Source organism: Rhizobium nepotum 39/7, from assembly GCF_000949865.1.
In the GTDB taxonomy this organism is placed as follows: Bacteria; Pseudomonadota; Alphaproteobacteria; order Rhizobiales; family Rhizobiaceae; genus Agrobacterium; species Agrobacterium nepotum.
Genome location: NZ_JWJH01000014.1, coordinates 70486 through 96365 on the forward strand (window position 1 = coordinate 70486; position 25880 = coordinate 96365).

The 25880-nt window shown below is 59.0% G+C and carries 28 protein-coding genes; 12 read left to right on the forward strand and 16 right to left on the reverse strand.

Features of this window, described 5'->3' with window-relative positions; genetic code table 11:
- Positions 1-12: 12 nt before the first annotated feature.
- From RS75_RS15785 to motA, 16 genes are all read right to left on the reverse strand, one after another.
- Positions 13-1116 carry a flagellar hook-associated family protein gene (locus RS75_RS15785; RefSeq protein ID WP_045021980.1) on the reverse strand — a complete coding sequence of 368 codons (1104 nt, stop codon included), beginning with the start codon at positions 1114-1116 and terminating at the stop codon, positions 13-15.
- 1 nt (position 1117) lies between these two features.
- The gene (gene flgK / locus RS75_RS15790; protein ID WP_045021981.1) at positions 1118-2611 is read right to left on the reverse strand and encodes a flagellar hook-associated protein FlgK; all 1494 of its coding nucleotides are present in this window, start codon (positions 2609-2611) and stop codon (positions 1118-1120) included.
- Positions 2612-2633: 22 nt separating this feature from the next.
- Complete coding sequence (locus RS75_RS15795) at positions 2634-3914, reverse strand: flagellar hook protein FlgE (RefSeq protein WP_045021982.1); 1281 nt, start codon at positions 3912-3914, stop codon at positions 2634-2636.
- A 104-nt stretch (positions 3915-4018) separates the two neighbouring features.
- On the reverse strand, positions 4019-4690 hold the full coding sequence (locus RS75_RS15800) for a response regulator transcription factor (RefSeq protein ID WP_045021983.1): 672 nt from the start codon (positions 4688-4690) through the stop codon (positions 4019-4021).
- 282 nt (positions 4691-4972) lie between these two features.
- The gene (locus RS75_RS15805; protein WP_045021985.1) at positions 4973-5551 is read right to left on the reverse strand and encodes a lytic transglycosylase domain-containing protein; all 579 of its coding nucleotides are present in this window, start codon (positions 5549-5551) and stop codon (positions 4973-4975) included.
- Complete coding sequence (fliK, locus tag RS75_RS15810) at positions 5487-6845, reverse strand: flagellar hook-length control protein FliK (protein ID WP_045021988.1); 1359 nt, start codon at positions 6843-6845, stop codon at positions 5487-5489. The genes RS75_RS15805 and fliK overlap by 65 nt, the downstream gene beginning before the upstream one ends.
- A complete protein-coding gene (gene motC, locus RS75_RS15815) occupies positions 6842-8107 on the reverse strand; it encodes a chemotaxis protein MotC (protein WP_045021990.1) in 1266 nt (421 codons plus the stop codon). The genes fliK and motC overlap by 4 nt, the downstream gene beginning before the upstream one ends.
- A complete protein-coding gene (locus RS75_RS15820) occupies positions 8104-9387 on the reverse strand; it encodes a MotB family protein (protein WP_045021992.1) in 1284 nt (427 codons plus the stop codon). The genes motC and RS75_RS15820 overlap by 4 nt, the downstream gene beginning before the upstream one ends.
- The gene (locus RS75_RS15825; protein WP_045021994.1) at positions 9384-10034 is read right to left on the reverse strand and encodes a hypothetical protein; all 651 of its coding nucleotides are present in this window, start codon (positions 10032-10034) and stop codon (positions 9384-9386) included. The genes RS75_RS15820 and RS75_RS15825 overlap by 4 nt, the downstream gene beginning before the upstream one ends.
- A gap of 259 nt (positions 10035-10293) precedes the next feature.
- Positions 10294-11586, reverse strand: coding sequence for a flagellin N-terminal helical domain-containing protein (locus RS75_RS15830; protein WP_045021996.1), 1293 nt, complete (start codon positions 11584-11586; stop codon positions 10294-10296).
- Positions 11587-11906: 320 nt separating this feature from the next.
- Positions 11907-12344: a hypothetical protein gene (locus RS75_RS15835; RefSeq protein ID WP_045021997.1), complete on the reverse strand. Its 438-nt coding sequence runs from the start codon at positions 12342-12344 to the stop codon at positions 11907-11909.
- Between the two features lie 5 nt (positions 12345-12349).
- Positions 12350-13432 carry a flagellar biosynthesis protein FlhB gene (gene flhB, locus RS75_RS15840; protein ID WP_045021998.1) on the reverse strand — a complete coding sequence of 361 codons (1083 nt, stop codon included), beginning with the start codon at positions 13430-13432 and terminating at the stop codon, positions 12350-12352.
- Between the two features lie 127 nt (positions 13433-13559).
- Positions 13560-14603 carry a flagellar motor switch protein FliG gene (fliG, locus tag RS75_RS15845; RefSeq protein ID WP_045022000.1) on the reverse strand — a complete coding sequence of 348 codons (1044 nt, stop codon included), beginning with the start codon at positions 14601-14603 and terminating at the stop codon, positions 13560-13562.
- A 27-nt stretch (positions 14604-14630) separates the two neighbouring features.
- Complete coding sequence (fliN, locus tag RS75_RS15850) at positions 14631-15170, reverse strand: flagellar motor switch protein FliN (protein WP_045022003.1); 540 nt, start codon at positions 15168-15170, stop codon at positions 14631-14633.
- Positions 15171-15233: 63 nt separating this feature from the next.
- Positions 15234-16193: a FliM/FliN family flagellar motor switch protein gene (locus tag RS75_RS15855; protein WP_045022005.1), complete on the reverse strand. Its 960-nt coding sequence runs from the start codon at positions 16191-16193 to the stop codon at positions 15234-15236.
- Positions 16190-17062 carry a flagellar motor stator protein MotA gene (motA, locus tag RS75_RS15860; protein ID WP_045022007.1) on the reverse strand — a complete coding sequence of 291 codons (873 nt, stop codon included), beginning with the start codon at positions 17060-17062 and terminating at the stop codon, positions 16190-16192. Before motA ends, RS75_RS15855 begins: the two co-directional genes overlap by 4 nt.
- A 186-nt stretch (positions 17063-17248) precedes the next feature.
- On the opposite strand from motA, the gene RS75_RS15865 reads away from it, so the two are divergent.
- The 12 genes from RS75_RS15865 to flgH all read left to right on the forward strand — a co-directional run bounded on the left by RS75_RS15865 (position 17249) and on the right by flgH (position 25865).
- Entirely contained in the window at positions 17249-18028 is a 780-nt protein-coding gene (locus RS75_RS15865) for a DUF1217 domain-containing protein (protein ID WP_045022008.1), read from the forward strand.
- A 1-nt stretch (position 18029) separates the two neighbouring features.
- Positions 18030-18764, forward strand: a complete 735-nt coding sequence (gene flgF, locus RS75_RS15870; RefSeq protein WP_045022010.1) for a flagellar basal-body rod protein FlgF — start codon at positions 18030-18032, stop codon at positions 18762-18764.
- 11 nt (positions 18765-18775) lie between these two features.
- Positions 18776-20182 carry a flagellar protein export ATPase FliI gene (gene fliI, locus RS75_RS15875; protein WP_045022012.1) on the forward strand — a complete coding sequence of 469 codons (1407 nt, stop codon included), beginning with the start codon at positions 18776-18778 and terminating at the stop codon, positions 20180-20182.
- Positions 20183-20185: 3 nt separating this feature from the next.
- Positions 20186-20758 (forward strand): hypothetical protein, encoded by a 573-nt coding sequence (locus tag RS75_RS15880; protein WP_052679702.1) that lies wholly within the window; start codon positions 20186-20188, stop codon positions 20756-20758.
- Positions 20759-20928: 170 nt separating this feature from the next.
- Positions 20929-21321: a flagellar basal body rod protein FlgB gene (gene flgB / locus RS75_RS15885; protein ID WP_045022014.1), complete on the forward strand. Its 393-nt coding sequence runs from the start codon at positions 20929-20931 to the stop codon at positions 21319-21321.
- 3 nt (positions 21322-21324) lie between these two features.
- Positions 21325-21744 carry a flagellar basal body rod protein FlgC gene (gene flgC, locus RS75_RS15890; RefSeq protein ID WP_045022016.1) on the forward strand — a complete coding sequence of 140 codons (420 nt, stop codon included), beginning with the start codon at positions 21325-21327 and terminating at the stop codon, positions 21742-21744.
- Positions 21741-22076 carry a flagellar hook-basal body complex protein FliE gene (locus tag RS75_RS15895; RefSeq protein WP_045022018.1) on the forward strand — a complete coding sequence of 112 codons (336 nt, stop codon included), beginning with the start codon at positions 21741-21743 and terminating at the stop codon, positions 22074-22076. Before flgC ends, RS75_RS15895 begins: the two co-directional genes overlap by 4 nt.
- 122 nt (positions 22077-22198) lie before the next feature.
- Positions 22199-22987, forward strand: a complete 789-nt coding sequence (gene flgG / locus RS75_RS15900; RefSeq protein WP_045022020.1) for a flagellar basal-body rod protein FlgG — start codon at positions 22199-22201, stop codon at positions 22985-22987.
- Positions 22988-23012: 25 nt separating this feature from the next.
- Entirely contained in the window at positions 23013-23501 is a 489-nt protein-coding gene (flgA, locus tag RS75_RS15905) for a flagellar basal body P-ring formation chaperone FlgA (RefSeq protein WP_084686972.1), read from the forward strand.
- Complete coding sequence (locus RS75_RS15910; protein ID WP_045022024.1) at positions 23498-24619, forward strand: flagellar basal body P-ring protein FlgI; 1122 nt, start codon at positions 23498-23500, stop codon at positions 24617-24619. The genes flgA and RS75_RS15910 overlap by 4 nt, the downstream gene beginning before the upstream one ends.
- On the forward strand, positions 24616-25152 hold the full coding sequence (locus RS75_RS15915; RefSeq protein ID WP_045022026.1) for a MotE family protein: 537 nt from the start codon (positions 24616-24618) through the stop codon (positions 25150-25152). Before RS75_RS15910 ends, RS75_RS15915 begins: the two co-directional genes overlap by 4 nt.
- Positions 25149-25865: a flagellar basal body L-ring protein FlgH gene (gene flgH, locus RS75_RS15920; protein WP_045022028.1), complete on the forward strand. Its 717-nt coding sequence runs from the start codon at positions 25149-25151 to the stop codon at positions 25863-25865. Before RS75_RS15915 ends, flgH begins: the two co-directional genes overlap by 4 nt.
- Positions 25866-25880 lie beyond the last annotated feature (15 nt).

The window sequence follows — 25880 nt, forward strand, 5'->3', positions numbered from 1 at the left end:
CACCCCTGTTCATCAGAGGTAGTTTACCAGACTCATTTTTTGCAGACGCGACGTGAGGCTGTATGCGATTTCAATCTGCTGCTGGAGCAGATCCAGACGTGTCTTCACCTCGTAGGTATCGATCCCCTCGATATCCAGCAGATGCGTCTCGATGATCTTCTTCTGCGCGGCGAGCGAGTCGTTCGCTTTCGAAACACGACTTTCGGAGAGACCGAGGACGCTCTGCTGCTGGTTCAAACCGCTAATGGCCGTGCCGATATTGGTCACCGACCTTGTCGCCACCATTTCGCGAACACCGCTCGGGACCTTGTCGTCAAGGAACGTCATCGCCGTCATGGCCGTCATCGCAAAGTAACGCATGCCTTGAGAGTTGCTGTTGGTCGATGTATCGACCACTTCGTTCTGGCTGATACGGCTCGTCATGTTCGTGTCGCTCGCCTTCGATCCATAGGTCGTCCAGAAATCGTAGTTCTGGCCGGCCGTCAGATCGCTGTGCGGCGGGTTCGTAACCGTCGTGGTCCCGTTGAACACACCTTCGATATGGGTCATGAACGCTGCGGCCTGATCCTTGGACAGGTTGGCAATATTGCCGACCGCCGGTGTCTGCGCCGCCATGAATGCGTTCAGCTCCACCTCATAGGCTGCCTTCAGCGTCGAGCCTTCGGCGAAGTAGTCGTCGACAGGCTTCACATCCGTATTGATGCCGGAAAACAGAAACTCGCCACTGACTGCCGTATTGGCAAAGCCGGTGAAAGTGTTGAACGCATTCGTAATGGCTTTGTTGACCGTTGCCAGCGTCGGAGCTTCACTACTGGTATTCGGGACGAGAACCTTCTGAATTTCCTGCGCGGCCTTCGCCATGCCATCAAGTGCCGCCTGCGAGGACTTGAGACGCTGCGTGGCGATGGAATTGATGCTCACAAGCGAGGAGAGGCGATCGACATCGCGATTGAGATCGAGGCTGCGGGCAGTGTTGGCACCCAGGGTCACGCCGAGATCGGCATGTTTGCCCGTCGTCAGTTCGGTATTGAGGTTGGTCATCTCAAGCTGGGCCTTGAGGATGGTGCTGCGCATGCTGTTCTGCATCGCCAGCGACGAAATGAAGGACGTTTTCATTTTACCTCACCATGTCCATCAGCGACTTGAGCATTTCATCAACGGTGCTCACGAGCTTCGTCGCCGCCTTGTAGGACTGTTCAATATCCATGAGCAGCGAAAGCTCCTCATCCAGGCTGACGGCGGTGTTGTTCGAATAGGAGGCGGCGGAGCGCTCATAGAGCGCGCTTTTCGCTTCATTTGCCGAAGTTGCGCCGGACCGTTCCTGTTCGAGCCACCCCATCGAGTTGGTGCCGTATTTCAGGATGCTGGTATTCGTATCGATACGTGTCGACGCGGCAAAACTCATGGGCGCGTCAAAAGCAGTCACATAGCTGTCGATCAGCTTGGAAAACCCCGTTCCGCCCGCAGACGACGGATTGGCCACATAAGCGGTACCGTTGATGCCGCCGTCGCGCAACAATTCCGGGTTACCACCTTTGGAGATAATTAACGCGGAGTTGACGTTAATGCTGGCAGCGAGCCCGGGAACAATGACGCCGGCGGACGGAATCTCGCTTGTCGGCGTGGCTGTCGACCATGTAAAAAGGCCCGGTTTCGCCGTCAGCGGCGTCGCCGGCGGCAGCGGCTGAGTAATCGGCTTTTCCGCAAACATGGAGATGAGGCCGCGAGCAATTTCATCGAGCTGGCTCTGCATGGTCGGCGCCAAATCGTCGCGAACCTGCATCAGGCCCTGAAGCGAACCCTCCGCCGTCGTGTTGCTGCCGGTGCTCGCCTTGAGCGCAACGCCGTCGACATAGATCGCATTGCCGGTGGTCGTCGCATCGTAACCCGGCTGTGCCTTGAAGGTCACCTTACGCGGCACGACCTCGAACAGGGTCGCGCCTTCTGTCGTATACAGCGCGACATCGTTGTTTTCGCGATTGACGACATTGATCCCGATAATGGACGAGATGTCCTTCAGGAGCGTTTCGCGCTGGTCGAGAGCATCGCTGGCATCGCCGCCCATCGCGGTCTGCGCCTTGACCTCGTTGTTGGCTTCCTCGAATTTCGCGAGGAGACCGTTCAGCTTATCGACCTGAAGGGAGATTTCCTTGTCGGCGCGCAGACGCATCGCCTGTAATTCGGACGAAGCCTTATTCAGGGAACTGGCAACGTCCGTGGCCGAAGTCACCGCCGTCGCCGCCAGAGCGGCATCACTCGGCTTGGCCGCGTAACCGTCAAGGCTCTCGCGCAGTTTCTTCATATATTGGGCTGGCGAGCTTTCGTAGTCGTTGCCACCAAAAAGGCTCTTCATTTCCTCAAGCCCGGTCAGAACGGTTTTCTGGCCGGAAGCGAAGGATGAGCTGGCGATCGTCTGCCTGAAAAGACTTTCATTCTGGGCACGGCCATTGGTGACAATATTTGCACCATACATGGTCGTGCCGAGAATGGCGGTTCGCTTGACGTAGTTCGCATTGCCGACATTGGCAATGTTTTTCGAAGTAACGTCGGTTTGCTTACCTGTATTGTTGAAAATCGACTGCGCAGTAATCATTGCTGACGTGAGCGACATTCATTTGTCCTCGTGAGAATTATTATCTCTTCAGATTGATCAGAACATCCATCAAATCCGACCCGGTCTGGAAGACTTTCGAATTCGCCGTGTAGATACGCTGGGATTCAATCATGTCGGTGAGTTCGCTGGCGATATCGACGTTCGAACCCTCAAGCGCACCCTTCTGGATGTAGCCGAAGCTGCCCGTCTGCGCGAAACCGATGGTGACGACACCCGACTCGTTGCTCGGCAGATAAACGTTGCCGTTCTGCGGGCTGAGATTGTCGACGCTCGGCACCGTGGCCAGCGCCAGCTGGTAGATGTTGCGGCGGCCGCCATCCTGATAGACCGCCGTCACCACGCCGTCCTTGCCGATTTCGACATCCTTGATCTGGCTCGGGCCATTGCCGTTCAGGATCGCGGTGCCGGGCGTGAACTTCGTCGAGAACTGCGACATGTCGGACAGGTCGATATTGATCGACTGCGCAACGCCGCTGTTACTGTCATCAATGGTAATTGATTTTGGAGATGCGGTCGTAAGCTTGTTGGTGGCGGGATCGAAGACCAGATCCACCTTTTCCTGAACAAGAGTAGCCGGTGCAGTCGCCGTATACGGGAAACCGCCGTTGGTTGACTGATCCTGACGATAGACCGCCACCTCCCAGGTGTTGGCACCAGTCTTGGTGTAATAGAAATCGTACAGCACCTTTGCGCCACCGCTGTCGAATGCCGTCAACGAAGTCTTGTTGCCGATCGTCGCAGTTGCGGCATTGGCGCTCGGAAGTGATGCTGCAGCTACAATCGGGTCATCGCGATTGAGGTTGGCCGGGAAGCTGCCCTGCGTGGAAGGAGATGCCGTCAGGCCGAAGTTGTTGACGTTGATGGCCTCAAGACCTGTAAAGCCGTTGACGACGGCGGCCGGCGGGTTGGACCCGTAGGGGTAACCCATCAGCTGGAAGCCTGCTGCGTTTTCCAGGTAGCCTTCCGAATTCTTCACGAAGGAGCCGGCTCGTGTAAGATAAGGCGTGCCTGAGCCGTCCTGAACTACGAAGAAGCCGTTGCCCTGAATGGCAAGATCGGTGCTCGACGTGGTGTAGGAGAGGTTGCCCTGCTCCGAAATGCTGTAGCGAACGTTGGACTGCACGCCGCCAGAGGCGTAGCTGCCCGACGACGAAGGCAGAACGAGCGAGGAGAACGACGTCGATGCGCGCTTGTAGCCGGTGGTGCTTGCATTGGCGATGTTGTCGCCAACGGTTCCAAGCTTGTTCGCCTGCGCATTCATGCCGGACACACCGGTTCGCATAGTGCCGAAAATACTCATTCAAAAACCCTCGTGGTCATCTTCAGGGAGAAGGTAAAACGTTTGGCTTGCGTGAAGCTGTCTGAAATACCGCGTTTGAAAAAGACCACGCGGATCAATGGGGATCATTGCCAGTCGATGCTGTAGCCAAGGAAACGCTTGGAATCGACCGGATCGTAGCCGAGCTTCTTGCGCAGTTTCTTGCGCAGCTTGCTAATGTGGCTTTCCACGACATTCTCTTCGACGTCGTCATCAAAGATGCCGTAGATGGCATTGAAAATCTGCGCCTTGGAAACGCGGCGTCCGCGATTGGCGATCAAATATTCAAGGATGCGGCGCTCGCGGCGCGGCAGGGGAAATACCTCACCACCCACCTCAGGATCGCGGCCATCGGAGAAAACCCTGATCTGCCCCGCATCGGTGTAGTTCGAAATAACCTGCAGCCGGCGACGGATCGCCGCCGCACGTGCAAGGATTTCACGAGGATGAACCGGCTTGCGCACGACATCGTCGACACCGCTGTCGAACAGCGCCAGCGTCGATTCCAGCGAGGGCTGGTCGCTGACCGCGATCACCGGGGCCGTCGAGCGATCCCTGATCGCCTTCGGCAAAGAAAAGCTCCGGTCGCCCTGACCGATCAGGAAGGCCTCCACGGCCGCCAGATCGCTGTCCGCCGCCGTCGAGACCCATTCCCCGAATTCGACCGGATCGAAACCAGTCGAGGGGATGCCCTCACGCCCAAATAGAGAAGTATAGCCGTCTTTAACGAGCTCGCGCTCATCAACCACTACGATCATTCGTCCGCCTCCGAATCAGTGTGGTGTTTTCCAATGAGGCATTGGTACGAATCGGGGGATTCAGCGACAACTGTAGGAAATCATCGATAGTTATTAATAATTGATTAACCATTTTGTGCCGATTTGATCTATATATAGTGGTTGTTAACCATATGCGGTACAAAATTTTTGTGCAAAGATTCTAAAAATTCGAAAAAATCGCTTGCAACGCCTTTTTTCGGGCTTTCTCTCGCCACATTTCAAATTGCGAGTCCCGAACCCCGTTAAAGCAATCAAAGGTTGTTATCCGTCGCAGAAATTTTTCGCGTTGACGGTCCATTTCCCGTAGCCTGTGGCGACAAGATTGGCGATTACCCGGCAGACATATTTCTTCTGCGCAGGGTCGTTGTTCGGGCCTGCATGGTAGCGGGCGACCGCCATGGTCCAGGTTTCATGCCTGTTGTGGAGATTGCGCAAAAACATCGCCGCGTATTCGACATTGCGGCGCGGATCGAACATTTCACGCGCCGATGCGAAGTTTTCGCCATGGAAATAGTGATTTATCTGCATGCAACCGAGGTCGATCAGCTTGGCGCCGTTGCGCTTGGCCGCCTCGAAAGTGGCGAGCGCCTCTTCCGTGGATGAGGCAAATACCGGTTTTCCCTCGATATTCATGGCATTGGGGTCGAGCCGCCCCTTGCGGCCCGTCTCCGTCAGACCCACGGAATAGAGAATACCCTCCGGCACGCCGTATTTGCGGGCGGCGGATTGAATTTCCCTTTCACACACACCTGATGTTGCCGAAGCGGAGGCGTTTTCAGAGGTAGACGCCATTATCAGCAGAAGAGCGGGCAGAGCCAAGAGCGCCGTCCATGCCTTCATTATGCACCCCCAAATTATCGCCATTGCCTTGCCGTCCGCCCCGTGCTCCGGACTCGTCACGGTTGCGCCCGGCAGCGGCCTGCTGGCCCTGCTGCTGCGCCTGCTGATTTTGCTGATTGTTGCCTTGTGTGCCCGTTTGGTCACTCTTGTCAGAAGAAGCGATGCTGATCGTGATGTTATCGACCGTCAGACCCTGCGCTTTGAGACCTTCAAGGATGCTGTTGCTGTCCTGCTGGAGCTTTTTGTAGGCCGCCACGCTCTCCACTGTCATGTGAACGGCGAGCTCATCACCGGCAAGACGCAGCGACATCGTCACCGATCCCAACTCGATCGGCGTCATATGGAGCTTCAGCGTATGGACGACCTTGCCGGTGCTGCTCTGGGCCGCTGCGTTGGACAGCGACGAACCGGGATGCATGGCGCTGACCCATTCCGGGTCATTGGCGATCAGACCGGTCAGGGCCGAAGCGTTGGTCGAAGGCGCCAGGCCGATGAACCGCCGCGAATCGAGGACCGTGATGGTGTCAGTAGCCTTGCCGGTGCTTTCCCGAGCATCGAATTCGACGCGACCTTCACGCTGAACCGTGTTCATATCGAGCGCGCGGGCCGTGCCGGAACGCGGAGAGGCGAAGCGGAACGCCGAGGCATCGCCCTCGTTGCCCGAGCCAGATCCGGCTTCATTGCCGGCCAGCTCGACCCGTGTCGGCATGTCCTTGGGCGAAACCTCGCCCTTGCCTCTGGTGGTTTCGACCCTGTCAGACTTCACATCCGCCTTGCCGGCAATCGCCTGCGCAATTTCCTCAAGCGGCGTCTTGGCCGTCACGATATCGCCGACGTTGGCCGTGAGCGTCTGCAACTCCGCCAGCTTCGGATCAATTCCATCCGCCGCCGTTTCGTTGTCCTTGTCGGCATCGCCCTTGGCCTTCTTGCCGGTCTTGCCGTTTTCGGACGAGGTACGCGCCGTCTTCATCGCGTTCTGAAGCTCGGCCACAGCCTCGTGGCCACGGTCCTCTTCGGAATGATCCTTGACGATCATATTAGCGAAAGTCGGGGCCCGCTTGACCGGGACATCCGTCTTTTCCGCTTCGTCATCCGGGTGCGCATGCTGCTCCTCGGCCGATCCCGTCTCCTGCTGCTGCCGCGAATGCTGCGCCTGCGGCGGGCGCTCGTCCCGGACCGTGGCGAGGGTATCGCCGAAACTTCCGCCTTTGGCGTCGTCCCGCACACTGGCGCTGCCGGCGCGTGGATCGTTGTATGGCGCATTCACTATCGCGCTGCTGGTTCCGTCGATCATGGTGCCCCCTCGCCCTTCTTCAACAGGCTGTCGATTTCATCGAGCTTGCTGCGGCCACTCGTCACGAGTTGCCGGACGTTCTCGCCCTCATCATCAGCCTTGTGGTTTTCAACCCGCCATATGCTCTTCGCCCCGGCGCCGGCCGTCTCATTCGAAGACGCGTCCTGCCCTGCGGCGGCGCCAACATCGACGCCAGGCTGCAAGGAAGGAGGACGAACCACCTGTTCGGCGATCGTCCTTGCCGCATCCCGCAAGGCCCTGTCCCGATCCGAAAGCTGCGCTTCCGGAATTTGTCCGATTGTCTCGATCGCGCTCACCACGTCGGGCGTGCCGATGTTGGAGAGGCTTTCATATAGATTTGCCTGCACTTCCGGCTGATCCGGCATGTCTGCCGACAGCGCTTTTGCCTTCAGCGCCGCCATGCGCGCCAGCGAATCCTTGCCGCTGATCGCCGCAAGACGGGAGAGGCGCAGATAAGCTTCCTTCTGCCTCTCGGTGTCCATCATGGCGAATGTTTCCTGTATCGCCTCGTCGCCGATGGAATCGGCTCGCTTGACCACCAGCGAGACCAGAAGATCCGCAAACTGGCTGGCATAGGGCGAATGCAGGAACCGCCGCGCGTAACGCTGCGCATATTCGACGCCGCGTCCGGCATCACCGTCTTCCACGGCGATTGCGAGCGAGCGGCGGAGCGCTGCCTCCTCCACGATGGTGCCGGGCGCTTCGAGCCGGGCTATGTCATAGAAACCGAGGGCAGCCAGCGGATCGCGCGGGATCGTCACATTGCCGCCGATCAGCGCAAGATAGGCGCCGATCCTCGTGCCACGATATTCCGGCACCATGGCGGCGATGCTTTGCGCGACCAGCGTTCCCTTGCCGGAGAGATATTTGCGCAGAATGTCGGCGACGCGGCTGTCGAAATTGCCATCCACATCGCGCGCGACCAGCAATTCGAGCGTGGCCGGATTACCGCCGCTCATCGCATAGATGAGCGCCGCATCGACATTGCGCGGATCCTTGAAGATCGCGGAGGGCGCACTTTTAAGCCGCTCGTCGATGGTCTGGAGCAGGAACCGTTGCATTTCGGTCGCCGAATGATCTCCCATGGCGACCGAGTCCTGCACGAATTGCAGGGAGCGCAGCATGGCATAGGGCATGAGATTGTCTTGCGATTGCGAGAACGCCTTGATCGGCTCGGAACCGAGACCGCAGAGTGTCGCCGCAAGAAAAAGCCAGCGTTTCGAGGATTTCGTCACACTCACCCCCGATCGGCCTCAAGCAGAATTTCGATACGACGGTTTGCGTCCGCCAGGGGGTCCGCCGGCACCTGCAATCTGCGATCCGCAAACCCCGAGACCTGCTTCACCCGCTCTTCGGACAGGCCGCCGCGAACCAGCATGTAATAGGCGCTGTGCGCGCGATCCATGGAAAGCCGCCAGTTGTCGTTGGCCTCGCCCTTGAACTGCCGTCCGTCGGTATGGCCGCGGATAACCACGCTGCCGCCCCGGTCCTGAAGCAATTTGCCGATCCTTTCCATGGCCAGAACCAATTCGCCCCGGGGCACGGCCGACCCGACATTGAACATCGGCGTTTCCGTCTGGTCGGAAATGGTAAGCAGCAATCCGCCTTCGGCGGGCATCACGACCAGGCCTTCGGCAAGCTTGCCGGTAATTCCGGATATCTGCTTTTCGATCTCTTCACGCAGAGTGTCAGCCTTTTCCCACTCGGCGTCGGTGGCTTTCTGCTTGTCCGGTTGCGGTTGCGCAAGTGCAGCCTGCTCGGCGACACCCGGGCGCTGCTGCGGCACAACGGCGGCGACTTCCATCGCCTTGCCGTCATCCGGACGATCGGCCGGCTGCTGCGACGCGTTGACTGCTACCGCCACATTGTCCTTTGCCGCATCCGGCTGTTTGCTCTCGGCGGACGGCTGCGGCTCGGCGGGATTTTGCTGCTGGTCCGCGCGGGTGATCTTCACCTGCTGGGTCCAGAAATCGGGATCGAAGGGATCGCGATAAGCCTCACCACCGCTCGCGCCCGTCGCCGGGCCGGAATCGGCTGCACCGCCCTCGCCCTTGGCGCTGACATTGGCCTGCTGCCCGACCTGCTGGGCGATTTCCGCCAGCACCGAATAGGGGTTCTCGAAAAAGTCCGCTTCCGAGAAATTCGACTGTTCCCCGGTCTGGGACGTCAGGTCCTCGCCTGTCGCCGCAGCGGAGCCCTGGGTAACCTTTTCCGCCTGGATGTTGGACTGGTCCTTCTTCTGGACGCCCTCTTCCTTGTCCACCGGCTTTTCCAGCCCCTTGGACGCGGGTTTCTCATCGGACAGCTTTATCGGATTAAAATAGCTGGCGACCGAGGCCTTGGTTTCCTCATTGGCGGCGTTAACCAGCCACATGACGAGAAAAAACGCCATCATGGCCGTCATGAAGTCGGCATAGGCGATTTTCCAGGCGCCGCCATGGGAACCCTCGTGGCCGCCCTTGTGGCGTTTTACGATGATGATCTCGTTTTTGCCGTGGTGGTGATTTTCGCCTTCACTCATTTCATCACCTTGCGAAGACTGGACGCCCAGGCGGACATGCGCGTGACGAACACGCTTTCACCCAACTCAATGGAAAGGTCGATATCCGCAGTCTCGGTAAATTTCATCGTCTCTTCTTCAAAGCCCGGCTGTGTCTTCAGTTGCTCGAACAAATCTTTCGGGCCTTTCACGACAAGTGTGACGGCCTCGCCATCCGGCATGGAAGCGCGAACGACATCCGCCAGCGCCGAAACCGCCTTCAACGACAGCTCTTCGGTCAGAACCGGGGCAAGGATAGCGGCGGTCTGCTCGCTGAGATTGGTCGCGATCGCATCGATGCCTTCGCGCAGCCGTAGTGACAGGAAAACGGCAATCTCTTCCAGATAGACGGACCTTAGACCCTCCAGCTCGGCGGCATGGGCGGCCTGTAGTTCTTCCCGCTCGGCCTGCATCTTATCCGTGATCTCGCGGGTCGCATCCGCGTGGCCACGGTCATAGGCCGCCTGCTTTTCGCTTTCCACGTCGACTGTCTGGAATTCGTCGAAACCAGCGGTTCCATCGGCAAAATCGGAAACGCCGTCGGCATCCGCCAGCGGGTCGCCGAACACCAGCCCGGCGGGCTGTACGTCACCGAAATCCTTGAGATATCTTGCAATGGACGCACTCATGCCCGCCCCCGGCAAAACAGGCCAAAGGGGCGAGACATGTTTCGTTGCCTGCGATCAAAGCCGTTTGGCGGCACAACCGTCATCCTTGCTACCCTGCCCGTCTCTTCCATTGTTCCCGGACGGACCACGCCATGCGATCCACCCGATGTTGCCCCGACGTTAGGTGTTCAAACTTGTGCGAGGATGAAGGCGGGCCCTGTTTGGCAGCGCTTCCGTCCGCATCACCCGCGCAGCCGCCCTCCTGCCGGGCCAAGACCGTTTACTTGAAGAGCTGCAGGATATTTTCCGCATTGGCATTGGCGATGGAGAGTGCCTGGATGCCGAGTTGCTGTTGTGTCTGCAATGCTTTCAGCCTGGTCGATTCCTCGTTCATATCCGCATCGACAAGACGACCTATGCCTTTGTCGATCACATCCATCAGGCTGGAGACGAAGTTTTCCTGCAGGCTGATACGGCTCTGGAGGGAGCCGAGGCTAGAGGCCGTGCTGGTCATCGCTTCCAGCTGCTTGTCCACGAAACTCATCATCACATCGATGGCGTCGGAAGCGGTATAGGCGGCGCCGGCGCCGGCAAAACCACTCATCGCCGCGGCAACGACATCGAGATTGTCGAGATTAAGGGTGGAGACGGAAAACCCGAGGGATCTCGAAACAGATGTCGCCGCAGCAGCCGTGTCATAGAACCAATCGTCACCGCCGGTGTCCCGATAGGCCGCCGAGACGGTCGTGCTGCCGCTCGAAGGGTCCGTCGCCGTCACCTTGACCCAGGTATTCTCAGCCAGACGGAGATAGTTCACAGTGCCGTTGCTGTAGACGCTCGGGTCGGCATTCGTATCCGCCGTCGCTGCATTCAGCACGCCGATTTCCGCATCGGTCAACTTCTTGACGACATAACCCGTGTTCGTGACCGCTCCGGCAGTCGTTGACACCTGAGTAACTTCTTGCTCCGTCTTGCTGGCGAAAATGGCATTCTTGTCGAGAATACCGAGTTTTCCGCCGCTGAGGTCGAAAAGCACGGCGCTGCCGTTCAGCACATAATCAACCGTGGTAACGCCGACATTGCCCGAGCCGGTGCGCGTGAAAGATGCGACAATCTTTTTGGTGATCGGCTCTTCGACCGGCGGCGTGCCGCCGTTGCTGATGCTGGCCTGCAACCAGTTCTCGCCGGAGAAGGACGCCGATTCGGACGTGCTCTTCAACTGCTCCTGAAGCTGCTTGATCTCGTCCTGGATCTTGCCCCGGTCCGCCCCCACGCCATAGGCGGCGACAAGCTTGGCCTTGATCTGCTTGACGACCTCGATCGAATTCTCGATCGCGTCATAGGCCGTATCGACCTTGGCGGCACCCAGCCCCAGAGCATCCTGCACGGCCGAAAGTGCCGCATTGTCGGAGCGCATGGTCGTCGAAATCGACCAGTAGGCCGCATTATCCGCTGCGGTCTCGACGCGATAGCCGGACGACACACGCGCCTGCGTGGTTTCCAGATTCTTGTCGATCATGCGCAAAGTTTGCAGCGCGGCCATTGCCGCCGCATTGGTCAAAATGCTGGTCACTGGGTCCACCCAATTGTACTGTCAGGAAAATCCGGCGTTGCGCCGAAAACGAGCAGAGGCATCATGCGCATCGGCGATAGCAAAAAAAGAGCCACCGCGATCTGCCGTTCGTTAACAAATCGTTAATTCTATAGGTACCAAACAACAACGCTGATTTGCAAGGCGTTCCTCGCTTTCGCAGACCGGTTTTGCATAAACCGGCAGGCTTCAGGCAAGGTCGGGTGAAAAAGCACTCGAACGAAGCCGTTGCGCCCGCGACTTCGGCGGGCGCAACGGAAAAATAGATGAAAATGTCGGTGGTCCGGCTCAGATGGTCTGGCTCAGGCGGCTTCGCCCTGACGGGTCGACACGAATCGGGCAGCCATCAGGCTCCGGCGAAGGAACTCGGTGTTCTCATCCGGATTGTCCGAGGGGTTCTGAAACGAAACATGATTGATCTCGACCGCAGCATGTTCGTTGGCCAGAATCAATCGCGCATAAACCGTGGCGCCCTGCGGTTTGAGTTCAAGATCGAGGACGATCTCCGGCGACCCTTCCCATTCGAGCTTGTATTCGCCGCCCGCGCCGAAGTTGATCGTACCGGGATGATAATAAAGCTCCGCGGCCGACGAGACGAGGTCGGCGATACTGCCATTACACTCGAATCTCAGCAACGAAATCAGGTCGGCAGGATCGAGCAGGCGTAATTCAGTGGCGATCGGGTTGATCGCCTCTGCGACGATCATTTCCCGCTTTTCAGAATAGGCGGATTTTTTCATTGGTTTTATTGAACCCGTATTTTCGATGACTTCATGGCGTAAACCCGATGAACGAGCTCAGCTACCGCCTTGTAAAAAGCTGGTGGAATCACACTATCGATCGAGACTTGCGCAAACATGGAGCGTGCGAGAGGCGGATCTTCAAAAACGGGGATATTATTTTTTTCCGCAATCTCGCGGATTTTCAATGCGATAAGGTCCTGGCCCTTGGCAACGACAACAGGCGCGTCGCCTTCCTCGCGCACGTAACGCAACGCCACCGCAAAGTGTGTCGGGTTGGCAATCACCAGCGTCGCGCGCGGCACGTTGTCGATCATGCGGCGGCGGGCGCGGTCACGGGCGACCGAACGCTGTCGGGCTTTGACCACCGGGTCGCCCTGCGATTGCTTGTATTCCTCCTTCACCTCATGCTTCGTCATCTTCAACTGACTGAACCAATGGTGGCGCGTCCACAAAATGTCGACGGCGGCAAGCAGCGCGGTCGAAAGCAAAATCACGACCATCATTTTTTTGACGATCTCGACGACCCTCACAAAAATGACCTGCGGATCGGAGAACATCAGGTCAATGAGGCTGTAAAAATCGCTGCGCAGAGACAGGTACATGACGATCGAAACGATCAATATCTTGAACAGCGATTTGCCGAACTCCACGAAACCCTGCTTGCTGTAGATGCGCGAGAACCCCTTTGCGGGCGAAATGCGCGACCATTGCGGACGCACCCTCTCGAGCACCGGCGACGGCAGGTTCTGGAAAAACGACGAAGCAAGGCCGAAGACGATGAACATGATCATGGCCGGCATGAGCAGATAGGCCATGGACGCGCCGAGAAAATAGAGCAGCGACAGCGCGTCCGGCCGGGTGCTGAGGTCCCATTGTTCAGGCTGGCCGAACAGGTCCTTCAGCGTTACGCCGAGGCGACCGGCGCTTTCGGGCAAAAAGAAAACCAGGTAACAATAAAAGGCAAGTGACGAGGCGAAGATCGGCACTTCGCGAGAAAAGGGAAGATTGCCCTTCTCGGCCGCATCACGGAGTTTTTTCTCCGTGGGGTCTTCTGTTTTACTGTCCTTGTCCTCGTCGTCTGCCAAAGCACGTTCCCGGGATCAAAAAAAGGCCCGCCGATCGCGGCAGGCCATCATTCCGAAACTAGCGTCCGGGGCCGGCCATCGCAATGGCCGGCTATGCCGTAAGGGCGGGTTATCAACCGGCTTCCGCTCAGGCCGCCGCCGATTGTTCGTCTGTTGCGGCTTCCTTCAGCTGGATCTGGCCGGAATTGGCCAACCGGATCGCCTCCTGCGCCACGGCGCGGCGCGCGATCGCCACTTCGCGGGTGTTGATGGAAGCCTGCGGCACCACGAGATCCGACTCGATCATGCGGCGCTGGCGCGGGCTAATGCTGGACAGCACGCATTCCTTGATTTCCATCGTGGCGCCACGCAGGGCCATGGTCAGAACATCCGCCGACACATCGTTGAGCAGCAGGACGCGGCTGCGCTGCGGCATGAACATGAGGTCGTCGAAGAGGAAGAGCTTCGGCTTGACCTTGTTGGCGGCTTCCTTGCTGAGCGTCTCGAGCGAGCTGAGCAATGTGTCGACCTGCGGCTTGTCCAGCTCGTTCATCAGATCGGCAACCTTGGCGGAACCGCCCGCATTGCGCTCGGCCTCGATCTCGGTGATGAGATTGACCACACGCTTCTCGATGATCTGGGCGGCCGTGGGGCTCACTTCCTTCATGTTCACCGTGCGGTTCATGATATCGGCGCGCTGTTCCTCGGGGAGGATCAGAAGAACCTTGGCGCCAAAGGACGAGGGCAGCATGGAGAGGATGTAAGCGATAGTCTGGGGATGCTCACGCAGCAGGAACTTGCCGACGAATTCCGGCTCCGCTTCCTGCAGGCGGTCCCAGATCGACGCCTCATAAGCCTGGAAGGCCGCACGACGGCCAAGAAGGCTGTCGACTTCCTCAGGCGTCAGCCCTTCTTCGAGAATGCTTTCGATCGCCTTGGCATTGTCCATCAGACCCGTGCCTTCGGTGAACAGGTCTTCGAACTCGGCCACGATCTGGGCAAGTTCGTCCGGAGGAATGACACGCAACGTCTGAGCCGAGGAAATGATCATCTGCAATTCGTGCTGCGTGAAAAACTTCAGCAGCTTGCCGGCGACGCCCTTGCCCATGGCAAGCAGCACTGCGGCCGCCTTGTCGGTCTGAGACAACGGCTTCCCTGCCAGGGGGTTACCGAAATCCTCGAAGTCCATCATGGTCTTTCCTCTCCGTCCCCACAGGGATCAGGCTTTTCGCGTACTCAGTACTTCAATCAATTTTACGCCGAAGCGCGTATCGTCGTCTTCCAGAACAGTTATTTCACCGCGCGCAATACGGCGGCCATTCACCATGATCTCGACCGGCTCGCCGATCTTGCGGTCAAGCGCGATCGTCGCGCCTTCCTCAAGGCTCATCAGACCCGAGACGAGCATCCGGCTGGTGCCGAGAACGATCTGAACATCGATCGGGATATCCATGATCATGTCCATATTATCGGACAAGCCGCTGCCAAGCGGCGCCCTGACGCCCGCGACCTGCGAAGGGGCCGCGAAGTCATTCATTGCGAAATCGCCCGCTCCGCCACCAAAGGCGGAAAGGTCGCTGTCGGCGGAAGCGTCGTCGGTGCTTCCGAAATCCCCGAAGTCGCCAAAATCGGACAGCGAACCTTCCGCATCCGTCTTGAGGACGCCACGCAGATCGCCGATAGCCTGGTCGAGGTCGCCGCCGTCTTCAAGCGACGGCAGCGCCGTATCGTCGGTCACAGGAGTTTTCTTCGTAGCCATGCGCTGATTATTCCCTTTGAAACTTGCGTCAGCCTGCCCAGACCCCAAAAGGGTGGACAGGATTTAACCCATCAGATGTCGCAGAATCTCGTCGTCCGTGCTGACATTGTTCTTCACCCGAACCATGTAGCGGTCGCCGGACTTGCCGAATTCGCAATTATAAAGCTTGGAGCCGTTGGCGCTGACCTCGACGGCGATATCGTCCTGCTTCAGATCCTGAAACGGAATGACGTCGCCGGCGACCAGTCTGGAGATCGTCCGCAGGGTCATCGTTTCGAGCTTGATGCGCGCCTCGAGCGTTACCTGCGATCTCTTCACCTGCTCCGAGATCAAATCCACCCATTCCTCCTGCTTCTTCAGCGCCTGGGCTGAAGCCTTGGGGGCGGCGATGGAGGTCTTGAGGAGCGGCCGCTGCGGCACGATGAGGGCGAATTCCGAAGAAACCTTGCCGATCTCGATTTTCATGCGGACGGTCACGCCGTAAAGGCCGGCGATCGCCTCCTCGAAAGCGCTTTTTCCATTGGCCTTGAAGGGCGGCTCGATCGTCGCCTCGAAACCGCCCGGCGCGTTGACGCCTGAGCGCAGGACACCTGCGATGCGGCCCAGAACCATGGCCGCAAGATCGAGTTCGATATGGGACAGGCTGCGCTCGTCCGGCTCGCCGATGGTATCGGGCGCCGCGCCCAGCATGCGCTCCATGAGCGCGATGACGAAGCCGTTGCCGACGGCCATCATGAAATTGGGGCACCAGTTGCGCAGGGAACAATCGGCAACCGAAAAATTCTGCCCGATATTGGCAATGAGGTCGGTCATCAACCCCGATTCGGAACCGGTATATTCAACGTCGATCGCGATGCCGGTCTCGCTGTGGAAGATGTCCGGCAGGAATTCGCTGTAGAGATGACCGATATCGGCGCCGACCTTCGCGATGGTCTTGCGGTCGGAGAGCCCGCCCGTGAGTCTCGCAAGCAGCGAGGTGTCGATGGCGGGTGCTTTTTGCTGTGCAGCTTTAGCCATGGTCATGCCGCCTTGTTTTCGCCGCCGGGGTTCATCATCTCCTGTTCGACGGCGTCGATGGACGGCCGTTCGTAGTTGGAGATGGTCTTGCGCCCGTATTCAAGCGCTACCTGCGGCACCGAACCGTTCATGTAGGCGATCAGCGTCTGCTTGACGATGATATAGAGGCGATGCTGCTTGGTACGGACGATCTTGACCTGCGAAGCGAGCGGGTTGCAGATCGAATAGGACAGGATGATGCCGAGCATGGTGCCGACCAGCGCCGCGCCGATGAGGCCACCAAGCACTTCCGGCGATTCGTTGATCTTGCCCATGGCCTTGATGACGCCGAGAACCGCCGCGACGATACCGATGGCCGGGAAGGAATCGCCCATCGTGGTAATCGCGTGATAAGGCTTCAGCTTGTCGCTGAGGATGGTCTCGATTTCCTCATCCATCAGCGCTTCGATTTCATGGCTGCGGGCATTGCCGATGATGATGAGGCGGACGTAGTCGCAGATGAACGACGTCAGTTCCTTGTTCTTCAGGACCGAGGGCGCGCTCTGGAAGATCGAGGATTCTTCCGGATTGTCGATATGCGCCTCGATCTCGTTGCGCGATTTCGTGCGCAGGTCGCGCATCAGCGAATAAAGCACGCCGAGCACGTCGAGATAATTGCGCTCCTTCGGCACCGAGTGCTTGAAAGCCTCGCCGAGCGCCTTGCCGGAATCCTTCACGACCTTCATGGGGTTCGCCATGATGAAGCCGCCGAGACCGGCGCCGCCGATAATCAACAGTTCGAACGGCTGAATCAGCACGTCCAGATGGCCGCCCATCGCCATGTAGCCGCCGATGATGCAGCCGAAGGTGATTATAAGTCCAATTATAATATTCATTGATCGACCACGCCCGAACTGTGTTCCATGCCGCCATGTCTAGAAAATGTGGCTTGCGTGAACCTGTCCGCAAAGCCCCTTTTGACGCATCCGCCGCAGCCAGTTTCGCACAAGCAACCTGAGGCAATATCCCGACAAAGGCGGACGTGCGCCTTGAGATCGGGATCAAACGAGAGCGGCGGTTCAGTGACTTCCACCTACACCAGCTACAGACTGATCAGTCAGGACATCGGCAAATCCCTCGAACGGGTGTCGAAGCAGCCCGATGTGGTGCGCGAAACCGAATATTACCGGTCGAAGATCGGCAACGTGAAATCCGTCGACGACTTCATGGCCGATACCCGTCTTTATAACTATGCGCTGAAAGCCCATGGCCTCGAGGATATGGCCTATGCGAAAGCCTTCATCCGCAAGGTACTGACGGAAGGCACGACCGACAAGAATGCCTTCGCCAACAAGCTCTCCGACAGTCGTTACGCGGATCTTGCGAAATCGCTCGACTTTGCAAGCCTGGGTGCAGCGGCGACCGCCACCGAGGCGGCCCAGTCCGGCATCATCGGCAAGTACACCCGCCAGACGCTGGAACAGGAGGCGGGCGGCGACAATAACGGTGTCCGGCTCGCTCTCTATTTCGAGCGCAAGGCGCCGACGATCAAATCGGGTCTCGATTTTCTGGCCGACGACGCGCTCGCGCAGGTGTTCCGCACCGCCTACAACCTGCCCGACGAATTTGCGGCAGCAAGTGTCGACAAACAGGCCGCGCTCATCGAAAAATCCATCAATATCAAGGATCTGCAAGATCCTGAAAAGGTCGGCAAGCTGCTCGAGCGTTTTACCATCATGTGGGAAATGCAAAACCCCTCGACGACCTACGATCCCCTGGCCGTTTTCGGCTCCTCCAGCGGCTACGGCATTTCCCCGGACCTGCTGATTTCCATCAATTCCCTGAAACTCGGAGGCAAATGATATGCAGTCCGGACTATACGTCGCGCTGTCCTCGCAGATTGCGCTGGAGCGTCGTCTCACCACCATTTCCGACAATATGGCGAATGCCAACACAGTCGGCTTCCGCGGTTCCGAAGTGAAATTCGACGAAATGGTCGCCAAGAACCACAATTCCATGAATGCCAAGGTGGCGTTCGTGTCGCAGGGCAACGACTATCTCTCCACCCGCCAGGGTGCCTTCGAACAGACCGGCAATTCTCTCGATTTCGCCATCAAGGGCGATGCCTGGTTCTCGCTGGATACGCCCGATGGTCAGATCCTCAGCCGCGATGGCCGTTTCACCATGCGTCCGGACGGGGCGCTCATCTCTTCGAGCGGTTACCCGGTTCTCGACGCGGGCGGCGGTCCTATCCAGCTCAATGCGAATGGGGGACCGATCACCGTCGGTCTCGATGGAGCCATCCGGCAGAACGACAACATCGTCGCGACGCTCGGCATCTTTCAGGCGGATTTCTCGCAAGGATTCCTGCGCCATCCCAATAGCGGCGTGAAACCCGTCGTCGCGCCGATTCCGGTCGTCAACAATCACGAGGTCGGCGTTGTCCAGGGTTATCTCGAGCAATCGAACGTCAACGGCATTTCCCAGATGACGCAGCTCATTCAGGTCAACCGGGCCTTCGAGAGCATCTCGTCGCTGATGCGCGACACCGAATCCACCTTCGGCGACGCCATCAAGACGCTTGGCGGCGCACGTTGAGGAACTGAGCGATGACAATGCCGGAATCCACGCTCACGGCCGAGGCGATTTCACCGAAGCTCGCCCAACTGGCCAGCCTTGCCGGACACTATGCCGATCCGGAATTTTCGGTGTCGCCGGGTGGCCATGTCCGCACCATCGCCGCCGGGCACTATACGGTTTCCGGCCTGTCGCGGCATGTGAGGCTCGGCGAATTCGTCGCCCATCGCAGTGCGACCGGCATCCATCTCGGCGAAGTGGTGCGCGTGGAACCGGATATCTGCTACGTCTGCCCCATCGAACCGGGTGAACCGATCGGCATTCACGACACCGTCATCCGCAAGGGCGCCTTCCGCGTCGCGCCGGATGAAAGCTGGTGCGGGCGTACCATCAACGCGCTTGGCGAACCTATCGACGGCAAGGGACCGCTTGTCTCCGGCACCGAGCGCCGTCCGATTTCCAGCAACGCACCGCCATCCATGACGCGCAAGCGGGTGGAGACGCCGTTCAAGACCGGGGTGCGGGCAATCGATATTTTTTCGCCGCTGTGCCTTGGCCAGCGTCTCGGTATTTTTGCCGGCTCGGGTGTGGGCAAATCGACGCTGCTGTCGATGCTTGCCAAGGCCGACGCCTTCGACAAGGTCGTCATCGGGCTTGTCGGCGAGCGCGGTCGCGAAGTGCGCGAGTTCATCGAGGATACGATGGGCGAGAACATGGGCAAGTCCGTCGCCGTCGTCGCGACCAGCGACGAAAGCCCGATGCTGCGCAAGATGGCCCCGCTTTCCGCCGTCACCATTGCCGAATATTTCCGTGACAGGGGCGAAAACGTCCTTCTCATCATCGACAGCGTCACCCGTTTTGCCCACGCGATCCGCGAAGTGGCGGTCGCTTCGGGCGAGCCGCCGGTGGCACGTGGCTATCCGGCTTCGGTCTTTACCGAATTGCCGCGCCTTCTGGAGCGGGCGGGACCCGGCGCCGAAGGCACCGGCACCATCACCGCCATCGTCTCCATTCTGGTGGACGGCGACAATCACAACGATCCGATCGCCGATTCGACCCGCGGTATTCTCGATGGCCATATTGTGCTGGATCGCAGCCTTGCCGAAGAAGGCCGCTATCCGCCGATCAATCCTCTGGCCTCGATCTCGCGTCTCGCCAAGAAGGCATGGACGCCGGATCAGGAAAAGCTGGTATCGCGCCTGAAGGCGCTGGTGCACCGTTTTGAGGAAACGCGGGATTTGCGGCTCATTGGCGGCTATCGGCCCGGCACCGATCCCGATCTCGACATGGCGGTGAAGCAGGTTCCGATCATCTACGAGACGCTGAAACAGCTTCCGAGCGAACCGGCGGCGCAGGACGCCTATGCCGATCTGGCGACCGCGCTGCGCGGCGGAGTGCAAAATAATCAGCCGCAGGTAAATCCGAGAATGAGAGGCTGACCCGTGAAAAAGAAACAGATCGACAAGATCGATAATAGCGACGTCGAGAACGCGCAGCCGCAGCCTCCCTTCTTCACGCCCGACCGTATTCTGGCCTGGACGGGAATAGGGCTTGCCGCCGCCGCTGCCTTTTTCCCCTGGTACGTCTTCTTCAACGAGGACAAGTTCGGAACGAGGGTGGCGGATGGCGACCGCACGCGCGACCTGCCCCATACCGGCCCACGGGAAGTCTTCAGCGTTTCGCCCATGGCCATGACCAATCGCAACAAGGAAGACATGCCGCCGCCGGCCGAACTGCCGGACATGCTGACGACCGCGACAATCAGCGAAAAGGGCAAGGAAAAACAGAACGATCTCGCCGCCGCGCTTGAGGACCAGCCCTTCCCCGGCCAGAACTCCTTCCGCCTGCTGCATGTCTCCAACGGCCGTGCGCTGATCGAGGACGGGTCGGGCATGTATATGGTGCGGGTCGGCTCTCCCTTGCCCGACAATGCACTTCTTACCAAGATCGAGCAGCGCGATGGCGAATGGACGATAGAGACTTCCTCCGGGAAGACTTATCGTCCTGAAAAATAGGACGGTCTCTCCTCTTCACCACAAAGGCGCGCCTCGTTTTCAGGCGCGCTTTTTCGTTTTCGAATGACTGGAACGGTCGTTTTTATGTCTCTTCCCGTCCTTCTCCCCTCCCCGCAAGTCTGACGCAAGATTAGCCCCTTAGGTTCGGGCCATACGAGATGGAGAAGTCTATGCAACCGATTCAACTGTTCGATCTGGCCTCCCGCCAAGCGGAATGGCTGAGCGTGCGGCAGGAAGTCGTGGCGACCAACATCGCCAACGCCAACACACCCAAGTTCCACGCCAAGGATGTCAACCCTTTCGAAGCGGTCATGCAGGCCACCAGCCAGCAGGTTGGCATGGCGAAGACCCATCCCGCCCATTTCGGCGCGAGCGAGCTCAGCGAAAATATCGCGGTGCGCGACAACCCGATCAATAACGAGATCGGCATGCAGGAATCCGGCAATTCGGTCGCGCTTGCTGAGGAAATGACCAAGACCGGCGAGATCAAGCGGCAATATGACCTGAACGCCAGTCTCGTCAAATCCTTCCATCGCATGATGCTGATGACGGTAAAGAGGTAAACCATGGATCCCTTGAGTGCGGCGAGCAAGATCGCCGGCAGCGGCCTGGAAGTGCAGTCCACCCGACTGCGCATCGTTTCGGAAAACATTGCCAACGCAAGATCGACCGGCGACACGCCCGGCGCCGACCCCTATCGCCGCAAGACCGTGACATTCGGCTCCGAGCTCGACCGCGTAAGCGGCGTGGAGCGCGTGACGGTGAAGAAGCTTGGCGTCGACCGCGGCGATTTCGTCAATGAATACGATCCCGGCAACCCTGCCGCCGATACCCACGGCATGGTCAAGATGCCGAACGTCAACGTCCTGATCGAAATGGCGGATATGCGCGAAGCCAACCGCAGCTACGACGCCAACCTTCAGGTCATCCGCCAGACACGCGACCTCGTCGCCTCCACCATCGACCTTCTGAAAGCATCACAATGATCGACGGCATCAAGCAACTCGGTTCCCTCTCGCTCACGCGCGGCGCAGGCAGCGTCTCCTCGCTGACGGAAAGCGTTTTCGGCAGCCAGCAGACGACGCCCGCCCAGCAGACAGGCGCAAGCTTCGCAAGCGTTCTCGGCAATATGTCGACGGACGCGATGAACAACCTGAAGAAGGCGGAAGTGGCCTCCTTCGAAGGTATTCAGGGCAAGGCGAACACCCGTGAAGTGGTCGATGCCGTGCTTTCGGCCGAACAGTCGCTGCAAACAGCCATCGCGCTCCGTGACAAGATCGTGTCCGCCTATCTCGACATTACCAAGATGCAGATCTAGAGCGCGTCCGGCTTGAAGCCAATCGTTGGCCGCGCTCTAGGCCTTTGTTTTTACGCATTTTCCGGACGTAAAACCGCCCCGCGCTTTTACTGGAAATGCTCTAGCCCAGCAGGAAAAATGACATGAGAGCTCTTGCCATCGCTGCCACCGGCATGGACGCCCAGCAGACCAATCTGGAAGTCATTGCCAACAACATCGCCAACATCAATACCACCGGCTACAAGCGCGCGCGTGCAGAGTTTACCGATCTTCTGTACCAGACCGAGCGCATGCAGGGCGTGCCGAACCGGGCCAACCAGGCGATCGTGCCGGAAGGCGCCAATATCGGCCTCGGCGTGCAGACGTCGGCGGTGCGCAACATCCACACCCAGGGCAACCTGATCGAGACCGGCAACAAGCTCGATGTGGCAATCATCGGACAGGGCTGGTTCCAGATCGAGGCCGCCGATGGTTCGACGCTCTACAGCCGCGCCGGCGCATTCAACAAGAATGCCGATGGCAACCTCGTGACGGTCGATGGCTACAATGTCATTCCAAACATCAATATCCCGACTGACGCGCAGGACATCACCATTACCCGCACGGGCCAGGTGACCGCCCGTATCGGCAATGCGGCTGATTTCACGGAACTCGGACAGCTGACCATCGCCAACTTCGCCAACGAGGCGGGTCTGAAGCCGCTTGGGGACAACCTCTTTGCCCAGACACCGGCCTCCGGCGCCGCCGTTATCGGCGTGCCTGATGATCCGAGCTTCGGCTACGTCAAGCAATCCTACCTCGAAGGCTCGAACGTCGATGCCGTCAAGGAAATCACCGACCTGATTACGGCGCAGCGCGCCTATGAGATGAATTCCAAGGTCATCACCACCGCTGACGAAATGGCTTCGATTGTCAGCAAGAACCTGAAGTAAGAACAGAACGGAAAGGCAGGCGGACATGAGGTTTGGCCGGAAAAATAACAGCTGCAGAACGGCGCTCGTCCGTATGTGCCTGGCGTCTGCTTTTTCACTGGGGGCCTTCGCGCCCGCAATCGCACAGGCGCCGATGGCGCTGGTTCCCACCCGCACGATCTATCCGGGCGAGACGATCTCGCCCGAACAGGTAAAGCCGGTGGAAGTGACCAATCCCAATATTTCCTCGGGTTACGCGACCGATATCAGCGAAGTCGAAGGCATGATCTCCAAGCAGACATTGCTTCCCGGCCGCACGATCCCCGTTGCGGCGCTGCGCGAACCGTCACTGGTGGTGCGCGGCACCAGCGTCAAACTTGTTTTCAACATCGGCAACATGACGCTGATGGCTTCGGGAACGCCGATGACTGACGGCTCGCTCGGCGAAGTCGTGAGGGTACGCAACATCGATTCCGGCGTGATGGTCAGCGGTACCGTCATGAAGGACGGAACCATTCAGGTTATGGCGAAATGAGATTGCTTCGTATCCTAGCCGCGGCTCTGGTCGTTTCGGCCCTGTCCTTCCTCTCGACGCTGCCTGCCCAGGCGGACACGTCCCGCATCAAGGATATCGCATCCCTGCAGGCGGGACGCGACAACCAGCTGATCGGATACGGTCTCGTCGTCGGTTTGCAGGGCACGGGCGACAGTCTGCGCTCCTCGCCTTTCACCGAACAGTCCATGCGCGCCATGCTGCAGAACCTCGGCATCACCACGCAGGGCGGCCAGTCCAATGCCAAGAACATCGCCGCAGTGATGGTGACGGCCAACCTGCCGCCCTTCGCCAGCCCCGGCAGCCGTGTGGACGTGACGGTCAGTTCCCTTGGCGACGCCAGCTCGCTTCGCGGCGGCACGCTCATCATGACCTCGCTTTCCGGCGCTGACGGGCAGATTTACGCCGTCGCGCAAGGATCGGTGATCGTCAACGGATTTTCAGCCCAGGGCGATGCCGCAACGCTGACGCAGGGTGTAACCACATCGGGGCGCGTGCCGAACGGCGCGATCATCGAGCGCGAGCTGCCGTCCAAATTCAAGGATTCGGTCAATCTGGTCCTTCAGCTGCGCAATCCCGATTTTTCGACTGCGGTCAGGGTGGCCGATGTCGTCAACGCCTTTGCCCGCGCCCGGTATGGCGACCCCATTGCCGAGCCGCGCGATTCGCAGGAAATCGCGGTGCAGAAACCCCGCACCGCAGATCTGACCCGGTTGATGGCGGAAATCGAAAATCTGACGGTCGAGACGGATACGCCGGCGAAAGTCGTGATCAACGAACGTACGGGCACGATCGTCATCGGTGCGGATGTGCGCATCTCCCGCGTCGCCGTGAGCTACGGCACGCTGACCGTGCAGGTGACGGAATCGCCGCAGGTCATCCAGCCGGCGCCCTTCTCGCGCGGCCAGACGGCGGTGCAGCCTCAGACGGATATCATGGCAATGCAGGAAGGCAGCAAGGTCGCCATCGTCGATGGTCCCGACCTTCGCACCCTGGTTGCCGGTCTCAACAGCATCGGGCTCAAGGCGGACGGCATCATCGCCATTCTGCAAGGCATCAAATCCGCCGGCGCCCTTCAGGCGGAGCTTGTGCTGCAATGATGGAACTCCAGAAGAAAAACGCTTTCAGGAACGGCCTTACCCGGTTCGCGGCCGTCGCCTCACTGCTTTTCCTGTTGCCCGCCGCCGGCGCCGAAAGCCAGCAGAACGTGGTGTCTGAACTCAGCACGCAGGATGAAATCCAGAAATTCTGCACCAACATCGCCGATGCCGCCCGCGACCAGCGCTACCTCATGCAGAAGCAGGAGCTTGAAAAGCTTCAGGCTGACGTCAACGAGCGCATTTCTGCGCTGGAAGACCGCAAGGCGGAATATGAGGACTGGCTGGCGCGCCGCAATCATTTCCTCGAGCAGGCGAAAAGCAATCTGGTCGACATCTACAAAACGATGAAGGCGGATGCCGCCGCACCGCAGCTCGAGAAGATGCATGTGGAAATCGCGGCGGCCATCATCATGCAGCTTCCGCCGCGCCAATCGGGCCTCATCCTCAGCGAAATGGATGCTCAGAAAGCCGCAATCGTCGCCGGCATCATGTCGCAGGCGATCGACAAAAACACTTCGAAGGATCCCTCATGACCCCGCGTCTTCCGGCCCTCCTCCTGCCGCTTGCCCTGCTTGCCGGCTGCCAGAACAACCAGACCCTGAAGGAAATCGGCAACGCGCCTTCGATGAGCCCTATCGGCAGCGGCCTGCAATTCAGCCAGACACCGCAGATGGGCATGTATCCGAAGCAGCCGAAACACATGGCCAGCGGTTATTCGCTGTGGAGCGACAGCCAGGGAGCCCTGTTCAAGGACCTGCGCGCCCTCAACATCGGCGACATCCTGACCGTCAACATCCAGATCAACGACAAGGCCGATTTCGACAATGAAACCGAGCGTAACCGCACGAACTCCAGCGGCCTGAACTGGAAGGCGAATGCGGAGATCCTGGGCTGGAACCCGAAGGCTGATTCCAGCATCAATTACGGTTCCGATACCGACACCCAGGCGAAGGGCAAGACCAAGCGTTCTGAAAAGCTGACGCTGCTGGTGGCCGCCGTCGTGACCGGCATTCTCGAAAACGGTAACCTCATCATCAGCGGCTCGCAGGAAGTGCGCGTGAACCACGAAATCCGCATCCTGAACGTCGGCGGTATCGTCAGGCCGCAGGATGTCGATGCACAGAACATCATCTCCTACGAGCGCATCGCCGAGGCACGCATCTCCTATGGCGGTCGCGGACGTCTGACGGAAGTGCAGCAACCCCCGGTCGGTCAACAGGTCGTCGACCTGTTCTCGCCGCTCTGACGCCGATATGCGAAA